Annotated in this window: 17 protein-coding genes and 5 tRNA genes; 2 read left to right on the top strand and 20 right to left on the bottom strand. The window is 42.6% G+C overall.

The annotated features are described in order from the left end of the window. Positions 1-22: 22 nt before the first annotated feature. From AKG39_RS01920 to AKG39_RS01905, 4 genes are all read right to left on the bottom strand, one after another. Positions 23-1,963 carry an NAD(+) synthase gene (locus tag AKG39_RS01920; protein WP_050738671.1) on the bottom strand — a complete coding sequence of 647 codons (1,941 nt, stop codon included), beginning with the start codon at positions 1,961-1,963 and terminating at the stop codon, positions 23-25. Between the two features lie 357 nt (positions 1,964-2,320). After that, complete coding sequence (locus tag AKG39_RS01915; protein WP_050738670.1) at positions 2,321-3,925, bottom strand: CTP synthase; 1,605 nt, start codon at positions 3,923-3,925, stop codon at positions 2,321-2,323. Between the two features lie 180 nt (positions 3,926-4,105). Continuing rightward, a complete protein-coding gene (gene trhA / locus AKG39_RS01910) occupies positions 4,106-4,750 on the bottom strand; it encodes a PAQR family membrane homeostasis protein TrhA (RefSeq protein ID WP_083439368.1) in 645 nt (214 codons plus the stop codon). Positions 4,751-4,889: 139 nt separating this feature from the next. Next, positions 4,890-5,561, bottom strand: coding sequence for a DUF1638 domain-containing protein (locus tag AKG39_RS01905; protein ID WP_050738668.1), 672 nt, complete (start codon positions 5,559-5,561; stop codon positions 4,890-4,892). A gap of 199 nt (positions 5,562-5,760) precedes the next feature. Here AKG39_RS01905 and AKG39_RS01900 point away from each other — a divergent pair, with 199 nt between their 5' ends. Further along, positions 5,761-6,336: a 5-formyltetrahydrofolate cyclo-ligase gene (locus AKG39_RS01900; RefSeq protein ID WP_050738667.1), complete on the top strand. Its 576-nt coding sequence runs from the start codon at positions 5,761-5,763 to the stop codon at positions 6,334-6,336. Between the two features lie 6 nt (positions 6,337-6,342). Beyond that, on the top strand, positions 6,343-7,644 hold the full coding sequence (locus tag AKG39_RS01895) for a bifunctional folylpolyglutamate synthase/dihydrofolate synthase (protein WP_050738666.1): 1,302 nt from the start codon (positions 6,343-6,345) through the stop codon (positions 7,642-7,644). A gap of 40 nt (positions 7,645-7,684) precedes the next feature. Here AKG39_RS01895 and dusB read toward each other — a convergent pair whose 3' ends face one another. From dusB to yabN, 16 genes are all read right to left on the bottom strand, one after another. Further along, on the bottom strand, positions 7,685-8,659 hold the full coding sequence (gene dusB / locus AKG39_RS01890) for a tRNA dihydrouridine synthase DusB (protein WP_083439367.1): 975 nt from the start codon (positions 8,657-8,659) through the stop codon (positions 7,685-7,687). A 41-nt stretch (positions 8,660-8,700) separates the two neighbouring features. Then, the gene (locus AKG39_RS01885) at positions 8,701-9,471 is read right to left on the bottom strand and encodes a type III pantothenate kinase (RefSeq protein WP_050738665.1); all 771 of its coding nucleotides are present in this window, start codon (positions 9,469-9,471) and stop codon (positions 8,701-8,703) included. Positions 9,472-9,536: 65 nt separating this feature from the next. Next, positions 9,537-10,472 carry a methionyl-tRNA formyltransferase gene (fmt, locus tag AKG39_RS01880; protein WP_050738664.1) on the bottom strand — a complete coding sequence of 312 codons (936 nt, stop codon included), beginning with the start codon at positions 10,470-10,472 and terminating at the stop codon, positions 9,537-9,539. Positions 10,473-10,638: 166 nt separating this feature from the next. Then, the gene (gene ftsH, locus AKG39_RS01875) at positions 10,639-12,465 is read right to left on the bottom strand and encodes an ATP-dependent zinc metalloprotease FtsH (RefSeq protein ID WP_083439380.1); all 1,827 of its coding nucleotides are present in this window, start codon (positions 12,463-12,465) and stop codon (positions 10,639-10,641) included. Positions 12,466-12,511: 46 nt separating this feature from the next. Continuing rightward, the gene (gene hpt / locus AKG39_RS01870; protein WP_050738662.1) at positions 12,512-13,048 is read right to left on the bottom strand and encodes a hypoxanthine phosphoribosyltransferase; all 537 of its coding nucleotides are present in this window, start codon (positions 13,046-13,048) and stop codon (positions 12,512-12,514) included. 9 nt (positions 13,049-13,057) lie between these two features. Then, positions 13,058-14,464 carry a tRNA lysidine(34) synthetase TilS gene (tilS, locus tag AKG39_RS01865; protein WP_050738661.1) on the bottom strand — a complete coding sequence of 469 codons (1,407 nt, stop codon included), beginning with the start codon at positions 14,462-14,464 and terminating at the stop codon, positions 13,058-13,060. Between the two features lie 34 nt (positions 14,465-14,498). After that, positions 14,499-14,574, bottom strand: a tRNA-Val gene (locus tag AKG39_RS01860). 47 nt (positions 14,575-14,621) lie between these two features. Further along, a tRNA-Glu gene (locus AKG39_RS01855) sits at positions 14,622-14,696 on the bottom strand. A gap of 25 nt (positions 14,697-14,721) precedes the next feature. Further along, positions 14,722-14,798 (bottom strand) — tRNA-Met (locus AKG39_RS01850). A gap of 21 nt (positions 14,799-14,819) precedes the next feature. Beyond that, positions 14,820-14,896: transfer RNA gene (locus AKG39_RS01845), tRNA-Met, on the bottom strand. 22 nt (positions 14,897-14,918) lie between these two features. Next, positions 14,919-15,006 (bottom strand) — tRNA-Leu (locus tag AKG39_RS01840). Positions 15,007-15,185: 179 nt separating this feature from the next. After that, positions 15,186-16,166, bottom strand: coding sequence for a Ppx/GppA phosphatase family protein (locus AKG39_RS01835; protein WP_050738747.1), 981 nt, complete (start codon positions 16,164-16,166; stop codon positions 15,186-15,188). Between the two features lie 28 nt (positions 16,167-16,194). Further along, on the bottom strand, positions 16,195-16,488 hold the full coding sequence (locus tag AKG39_RS01830) for an FtsB family cell division protein (protein WP_050738660.1): 294 nt from the start codon (positions 16,486-16,488) through the stop codon (positions 16,195-16,197). Positions 16,489-16,514: 26 nt separating this feature from the next. After that, positions 16,515-16,754, bottom strand: a complete 240-nt coding sequence (locus AKG39_RS01825; RefSeq protein WP_050738659.1) for an RNA-binding S4 domain-containing protein — start codon at positions 16,752-16,754, stop codon at positions 16,515-16,517. 57 nt (positions 16,755-16,811) lie between these two features. Further along, entirely contained in the window at positions 16,812-17,087 is a 276-nt protein-coding gene (locus AKG39_RS01820; RefSeq protein WP_050738658.1) for an HU family DNA-binding protein, read from the bottom strand. Between the two features lie 106 nt (positions 17,088-17,193). Continuing rightward, positions 17,194-18,675, bottom strand: a complete 1,482-nt coding sequence (gene yabN, locus AKG39_RS01815; protein ID WP_083439365.1) for a bifunctional methyltransferase/pyrophosphohydrolase YabN — start codon at positions 18,673-18,675, stop codon at positions 17,194-17,196. Positions 18,676-18,730 lie beyond the last annotated feature (55 nt).

Below are 18,730 nucleotides of genomic sequence, written 5' to 3'. Positions count from 1 at the left end.
TTATTGTTATTCTTGTACTCGATTATTCTTGGATTTTTTCAAGGGCTTTTAGCCATTGGGTAGCATGGGCATCCGAGGGCATCCGCCAATCGCCTCGGGGTGAAAAGGATACGGAACCTACCTTCGGGCCATCCGGCACACAGGAGCGTTTAAACTGCTGACTAAAGAAACGACTATAAAACTTTTTCAGCCACTTAAGGATTACCGTGTTTTCATAAACACCGGCAAATGCCTTTGTTGCTAAAAAATATATTTTCTCAGGGCCAAAGGCACAACGCACCATTTGATAAATGAAAAAGTCATGAAGCTCATAGGGCCCTACCACCTCTTCAGTTTTCTGCTTTATTTTGCCATTTTCATCCGGCGGCAACAACTCTGGTGAAACCGGAGTATCCAACACATCATAAAGGATGATCTGAATGGAAGTTTCTTTGGTATGATCAGCGACCCACTTTACTAAATAGCGAATAAGGGTCTTTGGCACACTGGCGTTCACGCTATACATAGACATGTGATCGCCATTATAGGTAGCCCAGCCGAGGGCCAGTTCGGATAAATCCCCGGTTCCGATGACAATCCCCCCAACCTTATTGGCAAGATCCATGAGGATCTGAGTCCGCTCCCGGGCCTGAGCATTTTCAAAGGTCACATCATGAACCTTAATGTCATGGTCAATATCCTTAAAGTGAGCGGTACAGGCAGCGACAATGGAAATTTCGTGAAAGGTGACACCCAATCCTTTAATCAGCGCCACGGCGTTATCGTAGGTTCGGTCAGTGGTACCAAAGCCAGGCATAGTCACCGCATGGATTTTCGCCCGGGGAATATCGAAGCGATCACAGACATTCACACAAACCAGCAGTGCCATGGTGGAATCCAGTCCCCCGGATATGCCCACCACCATGGGTGCATTTCCAATGTGTCTTAGCCGACTGGCCAGCCCCATGGTCTGGATGTTGAAAATTTCTTCACAGCGTTCACTGCGACGATTCGGATCACCGGGAACAAAGGGAAAGGGATTGACATCTCCGTCATATACTTTACAATCCAGGGACTCAAAAGTAACTCTGCGATAGGTTTTGTCTTTGATGAGATCTACCGAATCTGAAAACGAATGTAGTAGTTGGCGGTCGTGAACCAGGGATTCGATGTCAAGATCTGCCACCAGCAGTTCATTGCCCAGGTTATATTTAGGCAGTTCGCTGATTAAGACCCCTCGTTCGCAGATAATCGCGTGTCCGCCGAAAACCAGATCGGTTGTGGACTCGCCAAAGCCTGCTGAGGTGTAGAGATAACCCGCATTACATCGCCCGGATTGCAAACGGATCAGTTCCCGACGATAGTCACTTTTACTCACTATGTCATTACTGGCTGAAAGGTTTAGAATAACAGTAGCCCCTGCCAGGGCATGAAAGCTTCCCGGTGGTATCGGCGCCCATAAATCTTCGCAAATTTCCACGGCCACCACAAAATCCTCGATGAGATTGTTCTGAAAAAGCAAATCGGTTCCAACTGGCACAGTCTGTCCCAAAAGTGTGATTTCCAACTGGAGAAGCGATTTTGAAGAGGCAAACCAACGTTTTTCATAAAATTCCTGATTATTGGGAACAAAAGTTTTTGGAATAACTCCCAAAATTTTCCCTGAATTAAGAACCACTCCACAATTATACAAGCTTCCCGCTATAACCAGCGGTATTCCTGCAACCAGAAGGATTTTTTTCCCAGCGGACCATTCAAGGAATTGTTCCAGAGCTATAAGTGCATTTTTTTGAAGCTCTCGTTGGAAAAATAAATCGCCGCATGTATAACCGGTAATGCCAAGTTCGGGAAAAACTAAAACTTCCACCCCCTGAGCCAAGGCTTTTTCAGCCAAATCAATCATTTCTTCCACATTATACCGGCAATCCGCCAGTTTTATTTTTGGAACAGCACAGGCCGTTCGTACAAAACTATATTTATGCATTCAATTCACCTTTTACCTTTAATCCTCAATCATTCCAGATTGGTGTCTTTCATTATATCCCGATTGAAACTTCCTGGCAATCCTCTTTTACTTTTCCACAGGCTGTGTTTAAATTTCTTCGTATTTGTACACAGCGAAGGCCTGATAACCTAATATAACCTTTGGCTCTATTCATGGGTTTTTTGTTAAATTCACAAAGTTATCAACACTGTCCACAGATAAAACCCATGTTATCCACAATTTCAGGAGTATTCTTTCCACAATTAAAAGTTATCCACAGTTTATTGTATTTTTATAGATATGGTGTGTCACCCCATTAAAAAAGTCAAGATCTAGGATCTTGACTTTTTTAACGAACTATTTTTTTCCTGATAATGCAGCTTTTACAAAGCTTAGAAACAATGGATGGGGTTTATTGGGACGTGATTTAAATTCAGGATGTGCTTGAGTTGCAACAAACCAGGGATGGTTTGGTAGCTCAATCATTTCCACCAATACCCGATCCGGAGACATTCCCGAGAAAATAAGACCCTTTTCGCCAAGAATTTCGATGTATTCGTCATTCACTTCATAGCGATGGCGATGACGTTCGCTGATTTCCTTTTGGCCATAGGCTTCAAGGGCTTTCGTGCCCTCAGCCAGTTCACAGGGATACAGACCTAATCGCATGGTTCCACCCATGTCACTGATTTTCTTTTGTTCTTCCATCAGGTTAATCACCGGGTAGGGTGTTTCAGGATCCAATTCGATGCTGTGGGCACCGGTGAGTCCTGCCACATTCCGGGCAAATTCAATGACTGCCAGCTGGAGTCCCAGGCATAAACCCAGAAAAGGAACCTTGTGTTCTCTGGCATACTGAATGGCATGAATCTTGCCTTCCACACCGCGATGACCAAAACCGCCGGGTACCAGAATCCCATCCAGATCCTTGAGAATCCGGTCAACATTTTCTTCATTAATATCCTCAGAGTGAATCCACTTAATCACAACCTCTGAATTATTCTCGATTCCGGCATGCCTCAAGGCTTCCGCAACCGATAAATAAGCGTCATGGAGTTCAACGTATTTTCCCACCAGACCGATGGTCGTTTTATTCTCAAGACTTTTGGCCTTTTTAACCAGATCTTTCCAATCGGTTAAATCAGGTTCACCGCAGGTGATTTTTAATTTATCACAAACCAAACGCGCCAAACCCTCTTTTTCAAGCATCAACGGCACTTCATAAAGCTCTGAAGCATCCAGATTGGTAATAACCGCATTTTTGTCAACATTACAGAACAGTGAAATTTTAGCCTTTAAGCTCTCATCCACTTCTTTTTCTGAACGTAAAACAATAATATCCGGCTGAATGCCTATGCTTCGTAATTCTTTTACTGAATGCTGGGTGGGTTTTGTTTTTAATTCTCCGGCTTTTCCAAGATAGGGCAATAAGGTCACATGAATGTACAATACATTTTCCGGACCCAGATCTCCCTGAAACTGCCTAATGGCTTCCAAATAAGGCAGGCTTTCAATATCTCCGACAGTTCCGCCAATTTCAGTAATGACAACATCCGGATGACTGTGTTCGGATACCCGCAAAATACCATCTTTAATTTCATCGGTGATATGTGGAATAACCTGGACGGTTCCGCCGAGATAATCCCCGCGGCGTTCCTTAGAAATAACGTTCCAATACACTCTACCGGTGGTGACGTTACTGAACTGTGACAGGTTTTCATCGGTAAACCGTTCATAATGGCCCAAATCCAAATCGGTTTCCGCACCATCATCGGTTACAAAAACTTCACCGTGTTGATATGGGCTCATGGTTCCGGGATCAAAATTTAAATAAGGATCGAATTTCTGAATGGATACCTTCAATCCACGTGCTTTAAGCAATCGACCCAATGAAGCACTGGTGATACCTTTCCCCAGGGAAGACACCACACCACCAGTGACAAAAACATACTTTGTTTGCATAAGCTAACTATACTCCTTTTTCTTGTTCTTAATAAATTCCAATAAAAAATCACCGCAAAAAATTGAGTTTTTTTTTTGCAGTGATGCAATATACATACTATTATATTTTAACGGATTTTGAAAAAATTACAATCAAAATTTTACTTTTATGGCTATAAATTTTCAATTCCCCCTTTTTTATTAAAGAATAAAGAAAAAAATACAGCAATAGTGACACAAAGATCCCAAAATAACAAAGATATGAAAGAACTCATGAAAGCCAAAAGCTTTAGAAAAATTAGGTTTCTTCAATGCGTAAATGACACCGCCGACGGTATACATCACCCCGCCTGCCACCAGCAGGATGAATCCGGGCAGCGGTAGCGCCGCGTAAAGGGGACCCATTGCAAAAATTGCAAACCAGCCTAAAAAAATGTATAATCCGGTACCCAGCCAGCGGGGCATATTAATCCACATCACTTTAAGGATGATGCCAATGATTGCAATCCCCCAAATGGCGCTCATCATCACGATGCGGGTAGTTCCGGATAGAGCCAGCAGACAAAATGGGGTATAGGTTCCGGCGATGAGAATAAAAATCATGGCATGATCCATTTTTTTCAAATGAAGCACCCGTTCCTCGCTTCCCAGAGAGGCATGATAGATAAAGCTGGTACTGTACAAACAAATCAATCCGGCCCCAAAGGCCAAAACGGAAATCAGAGTCAGCGGCGTCACATTGTTTTCTGCAATAATCAGCCATAGCATGGCAATTGTTCCCACAACAGAGAGAATCGCCCCAATAAGATGGGTTAGAGCATTAATCGGATCACGAAATCGGTTCATAATTACTTCCTTTCGAACATAGTTTTCTTTTACTATGTGATATTATCTCATAAATATACCATGTATTTATGCGCATTGTCAAAAAAAAGCCACCTAGTAGATTTCTACGGGTGGCTTAGTGAATCAGCTATTGAAAAAACTAAACATTTCTGATGGCGATGCCAAGGAAATCGTCATAATTTGTGGCCCGCCCCGGGGGCACAACACAGAATTTATCTTCCCATTGACCTGAAACCAGCTTTTCCAGGGGTGATATACTTCCGGGTCTGACAATCACCTCTAAACCAATGAGCTCACCTATATCATTGACTCTGGGCAGCACCTTTTTTGTATCATAGGCACCGGTATCAATGAGCATTAGATTTTTATAATGTTTGAACATGATGTGCATGATCCTTTTCGCCCGCTGCTCACCATACTTTTTCAGGTTGTGCTCATATTCCACATCCAGGGTTTTTTCGCCTTTTAACCAGCCATCGGTTAAAAAATAAGTATTGGTGCGAACACGTTCCAGGTTATCGGTCTCACATAAAAGCATATCAATGCAGTCCCCGTATTGGGGAATCACCAGGGTTGCCTTTTCACTTTTCAGTCCCAGTAGGCCATTGCCACAATTACCATAGGCAAACAGAAGCTCGTCATAATCCTCTTCGGCTTTATTAATTTCCGTCTGGAGGGCGTCCCTTAATCGATCCGGAGAATCATGAAGTGTATTAGGCATCCATAAAATATCAATCTCCAGGGATTGCCTTTTTAATACCAATTCAACTTCATTTCGAATGGTTTCACAAGCAATTAATAATCTTTTCATCTGTAACACCTTTTCTGAGTTACTCTTTCAAGAGTAATACCAATGGAATTTTTAGAACAGTCTTCTTCTAGTATAACCAACTTTGACTAATTTTCAATGAAAATTTTTGATAAAATTTCCCCTTAGTTTTTCCTTGTTGAAGGCTTGCTTTGTGATATAATATTATCTGAAAATAATCTTTAATTTGAGGAGAATACATATGGATAAAAGTGCGTTTCGAAAAGAAATTCTGGCACATCGCAAGGCCGTTTATTGTGCCACCACCGATGCTGCAATTATTAATAAATTTTTAGAGAGTGACCTTTACGAGAAAGCGGAATGGATCATGGTTTATGTCAGTTTTGGAACCGAGATTTACACCCACGATTTTATTGAAAAGGCGTTGGCCGATGGCAAACATGTCGTTGCCCCTATTTGCAATATTTCCGATCATACGATTACCTTATCTGAAATCAAGAATTTTCCCGAAGATCTGGAAGAGGGCCACTACGGCATTCTTGAAGTTCGTGACGATTGTCTACGCATCATCGACCCTAAACAACTTGATTTAGTCATGGTTCCGGGCTGTGCCTTTTCCCATGTTGGTCATCGGATGGGCTTTGGTGGCGGATATTATGATCGCTTTCTTGAAACCATCAATGATGATTGTATCACGGTTGCACTGATTCGCGACGATTTTATTTTCGATGAAATCCCCATGGAAGCCCATGATAAAAGTGTGGACTACATGATTACCGAAAAATGTTTGACCTGCTGTCCAATTCAGGAGGCCTAATTAGAAATGAATGTATCTGAAGCTATTGCATATATTGAATCAACCCATAAGTTTGGCACCCGGCTGGGACTTGAAAGTATGGGTCTCCTGCTCAATGAAATGGGAAATCCTCAGGACAAATTAAAATTCGTCCACATTGCCGGTACCAATGGCAAAGGTTCCACCTCCACCATGATTGCCCGAATATTAAAAACAGCCGGCTACGACACCGGACTGTTCACTTCACCATTTCTGGAAGCCTTTAATGAGCGTATCCAACTAAATTGCGAACCCATTGACGATGCCAGTCTGGTGGCTGCTACCAGCTTTGTCAAAGAACGCATTGAAGTGCTGCTGGCCCAGGGCGAACCCCATCCCACCGAGTTTGAAATGGTCACCGCTGTCGGTTTCCAGTATTTTTATGAAAAACAGGTAGATGTCGTAGTTCTGGAAGTTGGCATGGGCGGACGTCTTGATGCCACCAATATCATTAAGGATCCCCTGGCCGTTGTCATCATGAGCATCAGCTGTGACCACACCGATTATCTTGGCACTACCTTAGGTGAAATTGCCTTTGAAAAAGCTTCTATTATTAAAGAAGGCTCTGATGTTGTGATTTATCCCCAGGAACCCGAAGCCATGAAGGTGATCCTTGATTTTGCCACATCAAAAAATGCCTCGGTTATCCTGGTAGACCCTCAAGACATTTCTATTGAAAGCTTTACCGGTCACAGCCAAACCTTAAGATATCTGGGCGATAAACTGGATTTGGATACCTTTTCACTGAAACTATTGGGCAACCATCAGTCACTCAACTGTCTTACCGCACTGGAGGTCATTGGCTTGCTGATCCGTAAAGGCTTTCAGATCAAGCCTGCCCATATTAAAGAGGCTTTATCCCAGGTAACTTTTCCGGGACGTTTTGAAATATTCACAGATTCCCCGGTAGTTCTCATTGATGGCGCCCACAATAGCAACGGCATCCAGGCTTTTGTGAAAAATATGGCCTCGTATTTCCCGAAAAAAGTTATCAACCTTTATTTTGGTATGCTGGAAGATAAAGATATTGAAGAATCCCTGTCTTATCTCGTGCCCATGGCTGCGACCATCCATACCCTCACGCCCAACAGTGACCGGGCCATGCCGGCTGAAGAAATGGCCGCCCTGATCCACGAAAAATACAAAAAATCCGTCGATTTTTACGATACCATGGATGCCGCCGTCCAAAACATCGATCTTCTCAAAACCGAGGAAGTCAACGTTTTTGTGGGCTCCCTGTACATGATCGGCGAAGCCCGTACCCTCATCCGCCGCAACCTCGTCAATTAAAAAAAAGAGCTCTTTAAGAGCTCTTTTTTTGTTGGCGGTGTTATTCTATGGCGGCTTTTAGGAGCCGAATTACTGAAGCCTTGTCGGATGTTCGAAAGAGTTCGTTTCGCAGGACTGTGGAGTGATTTAGGCCCTTTGTGTAGGCTGCCAGATGTTTTCGCATCTCTCTGAGACCAGCATCCTCATTTTTAAGCAACGACAACAGTTCGATGTGTTTGAGGGCAGCGCCAATTTTTTCTTCGGGGGTGGTTTGATCCCACAGTTCCCCGGTTTTTAAATAATGACTGATCTCTCGGAAGATAAAGGGATTGCCGATGGCGGCTCGGCCCACCATCAATCCGTCCACTCCGGTCGATTCAAAGGCTCTTTTGGCATCTGCGCCGCTGGCAATGTCGCCGTTGAGGATGATCGGAATGCTGGCATTTCGCTTCACTTCTTTGATGATCGCCCAATTGGCTTTTCCTGAATAATAGGCTTCCCGGGTTCTTCCGTGAATGGTCAAGGCTGCTGCCCCGGCTTCCTCGATGCCTTCGGCAATTTCTCGAATATTAATGGAATCGTCATCCCAGCCAATTCTTGTTTTCACAATCAAGGGCTTGTTCGATGCCTGGGCAAGCGCCCTGACAACCTGGAAAAACAGCTCGGGTGTTTTTAGAAGTGCGGAGCCTTCACCGTTTTTGGTGATCTTCGGAGCTGGGCATCCGCCGTTGAAATCAAGAAATGTATGCTTGGTTTCATTGATATATCGCTCCACCACTTCGCCCAGAATATCCGGGTCGGATCCGAAAATCTGGACCCCGGCTGGGGTTTCCTTTTCACAGGTAATCATAAGCTCCGCGGTTTTTTGGTCTTTGTAATAAAGTCCTTTTCCACTGATCATTTCCGTAAAGACAACCCCGACCCCATAGGCTTTTGACATCAACCGAAAGGGCAGGTTTGTATATCCGGCCATGGGACCCAGAAAAAGTGGGGTCTCGATGTTAACATTTCCAATTTTTATTGTTCTATTTATCATACCAGTCGGTAAATCTCCCTACACTGTAATTTCTCTGAATACTATCTTAAATTTTTATCGTAAATGATTTTTAGCCCTTTTAGCGAAAGCTGGGGATCATAAATGTCAATGGCATCGGTTTCCTGGTAAAAGAGTCTGCCGTAACCGCCAGTGGCAACGACCTTCATATCCCTACGTCCGGTTTCTTTTTTCATTTGCTCAATGATATATTCGACCTGGCCGATATACCCGTAGACCAGACCGGCCTGCATGCTGGTAACCGTATCCTTCGCTAAAATGGAAGCTGGCTTTTTAATCTCTATGTTCGGTAGTTTTGCGGCATTTTTCCAAAGCGCATCGACGGAAATCTGGATTCCGGGGGTTGTCACCGCAGCTGAAAAAACACCTTCAGCGGTCACATAATCAAAGGTCGTGGCGGTGCCAAAATCAATGACAATCACCGGTCCGCCATAAATACTAAAGGCCGCCACGGCATCCACAATCCGATCAGCCCCAAGCTCTGTTGGGTCTGCGGTATGAATGGGCATTCCTGTTCTAATACCCGGTCCCACCACCATTGGCTCGATGCCGATGAATTTTTTAATCCCATTATTCAGGGAGTACATTATATTGGGCACCACCGAAGCCATAATCACACTGGATATTTCCCCTGATTTAATCCCGCTATTTTCAAAAAATGATTTGATTAATACCCCGTATTCATCTGATGTTCTCGGGGTCTTTGTTACAAATCGCCAGGACTGAAGAATTTCATCACCTTCAAACACTGCGAGTTCCGTATTGGTATTTCCTACGTCAATTCCTAAAATCATTTTGTCCTCCTACAAATTTTCTTCGGATGCCTTTTTAGCCTTGATTGGTTTTAGGAAATAATTGATTAAGTCCATTGCTCTCCCGGCTTTAAATGACTGTGCTCAATGAATTGGGAAGCAGTAATCTTGGCTTCTCCCTTGAGCTGTACTTTTTTAATTAAAACAGCGCCCCTATCTGCTGCAATCTTAAAACCTTTTCCTTCTGCGACTTCTGCCACTTCCCCAGGAATTTTCCCGAAAACAGCTTTTGAAATTTCACATTCCCAAATTTTAACTTTTGCGCCTCGGAACTGGGCGTAAGCACCAGGCGAGGGATTTGCTCCTCGGATCATATTACAAACGGTTTCCGCCGTATTTTTCCAATTGATTTTGACATCCGCTTCGGTGATCAGCGGCTGATAGGTCGCCTGGGTTTCATCCTGGGGAATCCTTGGTGCTTTACCCTCTCGAATGAGCTTCACTGCCTGGGGCATTAATTTTATACCCAATGGATAAAGCTTATTGAAGTAAACCGAACCGACACTGTCTGTGGCCTCAATATCGACCTTACCCTGGAGAATAATGTCCCCGGCATCAACACGTTCATTGATATAATGAATGGTTACCCCCGTTTCTCTCTCGCCCTGGATAATGGCCCAATTAATGGCCGATCCCCCCCGATACTTGGGAAGTAACGAAGGGTGGTAGTTAATTGCGCCGAAAGCCGCCATTTTAATAATGTTATAAGGCATGATGTCACTTACAAAGGCAAACACAAAGAGATCAGGCTTTAAGTCTTTAACCATGGCAATAACCGCAGGATCTTTGAGCCGATGCGGACATTGTCCCGGCGGCTGCAAAACAGGGATTTCTTTATCCATGGCTAAATCTTTCACCGGATTGGGTCTGCCCCTGGGATCATCGGGAATGGTAATGACACCGACAATTTCTTCGCCCTGATTGATCAAAGCTTCCAGACAATCCTTACCAAAGAGAGCCTGTCCAACAAGTACTATTTTCATCCTAAGCGCCTCCTTATTAAAATTCTACATTTAATTATATTGCAAATCCGCTGGAACTTCAATTTATATTTCGCTGTTTTCCTGAATCCGCGGTTCAAATATAAAGGCACCCCATCGAACAGACTTTTCGTGTCTCCTCCAAAGGGTGCCTATTATTATTTTATTACTATTCTATTTCTGCTTCAATTTCGACTTCGACTATTTTCTCATCCTCAATTTTTTCTTCAAACATCGCTTTGAATTCTTCACCGGTAATGGTTTTTTCGGTTAAGAGTCGGTTTGCAATTTCTTCAAGCTTATCACGATGCTCTTCAAGAATGGCACAAGCTTCTTCAAAGGAATTTTCCACAATGGTACGGATTTCCTTATCGATGACCGCGGCAACTTCTTCACTGTAATTACGCGATCGGCCTAAATCCCGACCCATGAAAACTTCTCCGCTTTCAGGATGGCCATAGGTTATGGGGCCAAGATGTTCACTCATTCCCCATTCGGTAACCATGCTTCTGGCAATAGCCGTAGCACGTTCAATGTCGTTGCTGGCACCAGTGCAAATATCTTCCAGAGCAACCTTTTCACCAGCTCGTCCGCCGAGCAGACTTGTGATCATGTTCAAAAGCTTACCTTTACTCTTATGCTGACTATCATCGTCAGGCAACGACAAGGTATACCCTGCAGCCATACCCCGTGGGACAATAGAGATTTCATGTACGGAATCGGTATTTGGGAGAAGATGCATGACGATAGCATGCCCTGCCTCATGGTACGCGGTAATGATAAGATCTTCCTGTACCACAACCTTGCTTTTCTTTTCCGGACCGGCAATAACACGCTTAATAGCCTCTTCCAATTCAACCATGGTAATGACTTTGCCATTATGTCTGGCAGTCAGAATCGCTGCTTCATTCATGAGATTTTCTAAATCTGCCCCGGTGAAGCCAGGTGTTCCTTTGGCAATAACACCCAGGTTAACTTCAGGTGCCAGCGGTTTTTCTCTTTTATGAACGTTAAGAATTTCTTCACGGCCTTTGACATCGGGAACACCGACGGTAACCTGACGGTCGAAACGGCCTGGTCGTAATAATGCGGGATCCAAAATATCCGGACGGTTCGTTGCAGCAATGACAATAATGCCTTCATTGATACCAAAGCCATCCATTTCAACCAGTAACTGGTTCAGGGTTTGCTCACGTTCGTCGTGACCGCCGCCAAGTCCGGCACCACGATGACGTCCCACTGCATCAATTTCATCAATAAACAAAATACAAGGGGCATTTTTCTTGGCGTTTTCAAATAGATCTCTGACCCTTGAAGCACCAACCCCAACAAACATTTCCACAAAATCTGAACCACTGATAGTAAAGAAGGGTACCGCTGCTTCCCCGGCCACTGCCCGGGCGAGCAGGGTTTTCCCGGTTCCCGGCGGTCCGATGAGAAGAATCCCCTTGGGAATGCGAGCGCCCAGTTTTTTATAACGTTCCGGCGCTTTTAAGAAATCTACAACTTCTTCAAGTTCTTCTTTTTCTTCATCGGCACCAGCGACATTTTTAAAGGTGACTTTTTTATCGGTATCCACAACAAGCTTTGCCTTGCTTTTTCCAAAAGACATCACTTTTCCCCCGCCGCCGCCAGCCTGCTGGCTGAAAACAAGAAAGAACACGACCATCAAAACAATGATAATCACGGATGGGATCAATGATATCCACCAGGAATCCTGTTGTGGGGTAATGGTAACCTTCACATCATTTTCCAATATATACGGTGTTACCTGCTGATCAATTATAAATTGCGGTACCACCGCTTCAAACGCTTCGCCATTTCTGAGTACACCCGTTACATTTGAGTTGTTAATCTCAATTTCTGCCACCTGATTATTTTCAAGCTCAGTCAGCAGTTCACTGTAAACAATGGTTTTAACCTCATCCTGCATGGGATTTAAAAAGGTTACCGCAACAATAATGATTAATAGAATTGCTAGATAAAACCCAATCATTTTTAGGTATTTATTCAAAAAACATCACTCCTCTCAAGATAATTAATTATTGATATATTTCTTCTTTTAAAATACCGATGTACGGTAAATTCCGATACTTTTGAGCATAATCCAGGCCATAGCCCACTACAAATGCATTGGGTATTTCAAAGCCAATGTAATCAGGGGACAAAATTTGTTCCCGCCGGGCCGGTTTATTTAAGAGTGAACAGACCTTTACTTCCGTTGCTCCCAGACTTTCAAAACGCCCTAAAAGATATTTCAGGGTGTTTCCGGTGTCCACTATATCCTCAACCAAAATAATGTTTCGGCCTTTGACGTCAATGGATAAATCTTCTTCCAGTTTAACCACCCCACTGCTTTGTGCGGCACTGCCGTAGCTGGATGCTTTTAAAAAATCAATTTCAATGGGAATAGTGATCTTTCGAATCAAATCCGCCATAAAAACCGCACTTCCCTTGAGAATACCGATAAGAATTGGATGCTTTCCAAAATAATCCTCTGATATTTTTGCACCTAATTGACTGACGCGCTTTTCTATTGCTTCTTCATCAAGCAGAATCTCCTGTATATCGGATCTCACATTTTTCTCCTAACATAAGGTAACACTGACCTTTAATATATTTTTTGTATTTGAATCTGCCAGCAGTCGTTCATTAATGCCATAGCCAATAATCCAAAGTATTTCTGAACCCATGGCCAGAAGAGGAATCTCATCTCTTTTATTGCGATCAATTTTTTTGTCGATAAAATATTTTTTTATCATTTTTCTTCCAGAAACCCCAACCGGATTAAAAAAATCACCAGACAATCGACTACGCAGATAGAGTACACATTCTATTTTATCATAATCAAAATATTTTTCACCATGATTTTCGATTTCTTTAGAAAAAAAATGTGAAAATCCCTTAAACTGCTCCTGATTGATTATATTTGTTTCCAAAATTAGCCGTTGTGCTGAAAAAATCCAGGTTTTATCGATTAGAATTTGAGTTGGTACCAGAGATTTCCCAACCATTTTTTCTTTTTCAGTTACCATAATCCGATCATAGCGGCGACAGAGCAGAATATCATGGGGTAAATGGAGGTCCCACGTCGTTTTTTCGCTTTTTAACAAACTAAAAAAAGCAGTGATATGATTGTACTCAATTTCCATTAAACTACCCTTAAATTTTAGTATAGCCCGACGCAAAATTTCTTTCTGGACAACCGGCTTCTCACAAAGCCACTGGTCTCGGTCAAGCAGCACCGTGGTATTTTCCGTGCTAAGGATGCGCTTTTCAATGGAATCAACGTAATTTTCGAAAAACGCCTCGTACTCAAGGGCTATTGCAGTAAACTCATTAAAATGAACTTCAGCTCTGGGGTTGATTTCCAAAATCATTGGCATAATATCCAAACGAATCTTGTTGCGGGTGTAATCCCGTTGAAAATTAGTCGCATCCGTGCGGTATGCCAAGCTGTTTTCATTGCAATAAGCGACAATCTCTTTCTTTTCAAGGCATAGAAATGGCCGGATGTACAGACCGTCCCGGCTTGATTTGATTCCCGAAACCCCTTTAATGCCAGTCCCTCTGATCAATCGCATCAGCAGCGTTTCCGCCTGATCGTTAATATGATGGCCCATAGCAATGCGGTTGTATTTTTCTTCTTTGGCGACCTTCCGAAAAAAATCATAGCGTTCATTCCGTCCGGCTTCTTCAATGGATATTTTTTCCTCGGCTGATATTTGCTTTATATCACGTCTTCTTGAAAAAAATGGGATCTCATTTTTTCGACAAAAATTTTTTACAAAGTTTTCATCCGCATCTGCCGCATCTCCGCGGAGACCATGATGCAGGTGAGCAACACCGACATGGATTCCAAAAGTCTCTTTGTATTTGTCCAAAAAATACAATAAAGCTAGCGAATCCGCTCCACCGGATACTCCGATGAGAACATAATCGCCAGCTACTATAAGTTTCTGATCTCTAATATAATTTATTACTTTTTTCTCCATGGTATCACCACTTCAATAAATTCTCAAAAAAAAATGGTGGTCGCAATAGGGCTCGAACCTATGACCCCCTGCTTGTAAGGCAGGTGCTCTCCCAGCTGAGCTATGCGACCGCTGGATTATTTTGCTAAATCTGTTACTGTTCTAATTCATATTTTTATGGTGACCCCTAGGGGACTTGAACCCCTGTTACCGCCGTGAAAGGGCGGTGTCTTAACCGCTTGACCAAGGGGCCATATGATTAGTACCTTTTAAATTTATGGTAGCGGCGAACGGAGTCGAACCGCCGACACTACGGGTATGAACCGTATGCTCTAGCCAACTGAGCTACGCCGCCATAATAAAGTAATTGTAAATTTGGTTGCGGGAGCAGGATTTGAACCTACGACCTCCGGGTTATGAGCCCGACGAGCTACCAAGCTGCTCCATCCCGCGATGTTAAAATGTTTTTTTAAAGTGGTGCCGAAGACCGGAATTGAACCGGTACGATCGTTAGGATCGCAGGATTTTAAGTCCTGTGCGTCTGCCAGTTCCGCCACTCCGGCACTAAGTTCGTTTCGCCGCTCTCTTGAGGGACAAGTGTTATTATACGCCCTTTCAAAAACAATGTCAAGCTTTTTTTTGCAATTTATTTTTTCATAAATCGCAGATCTTTTCTGTTTCAAAACTTGTCATGTGCACGAGATCTTATTTTACAACATCTCAATTCCAATGTCAAGGACTTTTATTGGTCTCCTATGTTTCCTATGTTTTCCATTATAAAATGCCGGTATGCGGCACCTTCAAGGTTATCGTAATCACAGATAATAAAACTTGTTTCACCGGTGACTTTTAAAATATTTAGTAAAATCAACGCTCCGGCGAGAATAATATCCGCTCTTTTAGCCTCCAGGCCGGCAATACTTTGTCGCTCTGCAATGGTCTTTTCTGATAAATCGTCAATTATTGTTTCCAATTCACTCCGTGCAATGACACTTTCATGGACTTTTTCGCTGTCATAAATCTTTAAACCCTGTTTGATGGTTGAAAGGCTTGTTGCTGTTCCCCCAATGCCAATGAGCTTGTATGGTCTTTCAGGGACGAAATTCCGTATCTTTCTCACGAGTTCCGCATATATATCCTCATTGAGGCGTTCAAGCTCCTGGAAGGTGGGAGGATCCGAAAACAGATATTCCTCGGTGGCCCGAACACACCCCAGGTTTAAACTGATCATTTTCTTTAATTGATTGTCTTCCCCTAAAATAAACTCAGTGCTTCCCCCGCCGATATCAAAGATCAGAATCTTTTCACTAAAACACTGGGAAACCCCCATAAAGCCAAGCTCTGCTTCGGTTTCTCCAGAAATAACTTCAATATCCAGTTCAAGCTTTTCCTTGACCTGATCAATGAATTCCTGTGTGTTTTTGGCATCTCTCATGGCACTGGTTCCAAAGATATAAAAAGATTTGACATGATAGTCTGCGGCAATATTTTTGTATTCTTCCAACGCATCCATGTTTCGTTTTTGGGCATCCGGATGGAGCTGGCCAGTCCGATTGACATCCTGACCCATGCGGGTATAGCGCACCGATTTATTAACCCGCACCAGATTTCCCTGATCATTTCTAAAGATCAGCATTCGGGTGGAATTAGTTCCGATATCAATGACTGCAAAGATATCTTTGCTTTTTTCTGTTTTTATGGTATTCTCTGTTTCGTTTTTCAATTGCTTAACCATTCCCTTCGCAAGACTGTTACTCTGTTGCCGGAACCACTATGATCTCATCAGGATAATAAAGTCCCAAATATTTACGGGCAACAAACTCCACATAGCTTTTACTTCCTATTTGTTTAACCTGTTCGTCCAATTGATTACTTCTTATTTTCTGTTCTTCAATTTTTTCTGTAATTTCAATTTTTTGTTGATCAAGTCCATGCAGTGTTGAATAATTATCTCCGAAAAGATAGGCGGTAAAACCCAATACCAGAACAACAACCAGAAAGGTCAGCATCCGCCGCCTTATAATTCTTCGGTTTCTTTCAGTCATAATCCTTCACCATCTTACTCAATCTATTATAATTCACGATACATGTCCCCGGCGCGATCCTTCGGTGCATGTTCCAAAAGCTCAAGTACTTCCACCTTTTGTTCACCATCTCCATAACGGATTGTAATAATATCGCCCGGAGACACCCGATCCCCTGCTTTAACTACTTTTCCGTTAATGGAAACACGTCCGCCATCACATGCCTCTTTACCAACAGTTCTTCTTTTTATAATGCGTGCATTTTTCAAAAATTTATCGATTCTCATATTTTACCTCATAAAACAAAAAGCCAGAGCAATGCCCTGGCTTTCATGTATTTTTTTCTACTTATTAACTTCATCCTTAAAGCCTTTGCCTGCTTTAAAGCCAGGAGCTTTAGAAGCTGCAATTTCGATGGGTTCTTTTGTTCTGGGGTTAAGACCGGTACGTGCTGCACGATCTCTTACTTCAAATGTACCAAAACCTACCAAGGAAACTTTATCTCCAGATTTTAAAGTTTCAACAACTGATTCAAGAAAAGCACCTAAAGCCTTTTCTGAATCTTTCTTAGATAAACCTGATTTTTCCGCCATTTCGGCAATTAATTCTGATTTGTTCATTTTTTCCTCCATTTTGTTAGATTTCCAGTATTCTATGTTTAATATTATAAGCGTGTTTCCCAGTGAATTACAAGTTCTTTTTTGCTTTTTTCTGTTTTTTCCACTTCTACTGCCGTTTTGCCTGATCCCAAATGCCATCTAATTGATCTAAATTATAGTCATTCAAACTTTTTTTCTCTTGATTTGCAATTTTTTCCATTGCTTCAAAGCGATTGATAAATTTTTGTGTTGCTTTTCTTAAAACAATTTCCGGTTGAATTTTAACTAAACGTGCCACATTAACCACCGAAAAGAGCAAATCTCCAAGTTCTTCTTCAATGTTTTGCTGATCATTTGCTTTCAGAGCTGCTACTAATTCCCCTGCTTCTTCGCTTATTTTATCCAATGCAGGCAGCGCGTCATCCCAATCAAATCCGACTTTTGCAGCCTTCTTCTGAACCTTGAATGCCTCCATTAACGCGGGTAAAGCTTTGGGGAGTTTTCTCATCTCATAAGAAATTTGATGGACCGAATCCGCTTCTTCCCGGGGTTGATCGCCACCCTTTTCCAGACGTTTAATAGCATCCCAATTGGTTTCCACCTTTTGGGGATCAAAATCAAATTTGTTCAAAAAAACATGGGGATGTCGTCTGATCATTTTTTCGTTAATGCCGTTAATCACATCCGTCATCGTAAATCGATTGTTTTCACAGCCAATTTCCGCATGAAAAACAATCTGAAAAAGCACGTCTCCCAGCTCTTCAGCAAGATTTTCCCAATCCTCATTATCGATGGCATCAACGACTTCATAACTCTCTTCGAGAAGATCAGTTTTTAGGCTTTCGTGGGTCTGAATCCGATCCCATGAACACCCCTCATCACTGCGAAGGGTCTTCATGATAGCCAGAGTGCCCTTAAATCCGAGATATGCTTCTTTTTCAGCCGGGATATAAAGACTAGTCAGATGATTGATTTCTTCGCTCCGATCCAGCTCATAGAGACAAATTTCTTTTTTTATTTCTTTCCCGGGAATGCCTGAATTAATCAGCAGGATTACTTTTTTTTCAGGGTCATAAATTTCCATCAGCTCAAGTTTTAACTCGGACGCCATGTGTTTGTCATAAACCTGGGTTACCAATACACCCATTTGAGGATCCGGTGAAAATCGTTTGAAATCAAAGGCATCCATGATTTTGATACCTTTAATCGGATCTTCTTCCAGTGCATTCATAGTGACATCAACGAAACTTACACCAGGATAAATCTGGTAATCCACCCCTTCGATCTTTGCAGATTCAATGAGTTTAACCACGGTTTTTTCCCCAAACAAGGGATTTCCGGGAACGGCATAGACAATATCCCGACCATTTTTAACGATCAGCATAATTTTTTCCACTATATTTTCGTAAACATCCTCAAATGAGTCTTCATTTTCATAAAAGCAGTCAAAGCTTTCGTAGGAAATGCCCTCTTCCCGGATGAAATCCATCACAGGATGGACGTCGGTTCGGAAAAAATTCTGATTTGAATTCTTAAGTAATTTTAATGTTTCAAGGGTCATTTGCCCCGGATTCCCGGGTCCTAACCCTACAATATCAATGCGTGACATGCTTCACTTCCTTTTTTTTAAATAAAATCTCTAAGTAATTGCAAGGCTGTCGTGC

It is taken from the genome of Acetobacterium bakii, assembly GCF_001263355.1.
Classification (GTDB): domain Bacteria; phylum Bacillota; class Clostridia; order Eubacteriales; family Eubacteriaceae; genus Acetobacterium; species Acetobacterium bakii.
The sequence above is the reverse complement of the archived record's forward strand: the minus strand, read 5'-3'. Positions and strand labels throughout refer to the sequence as shown.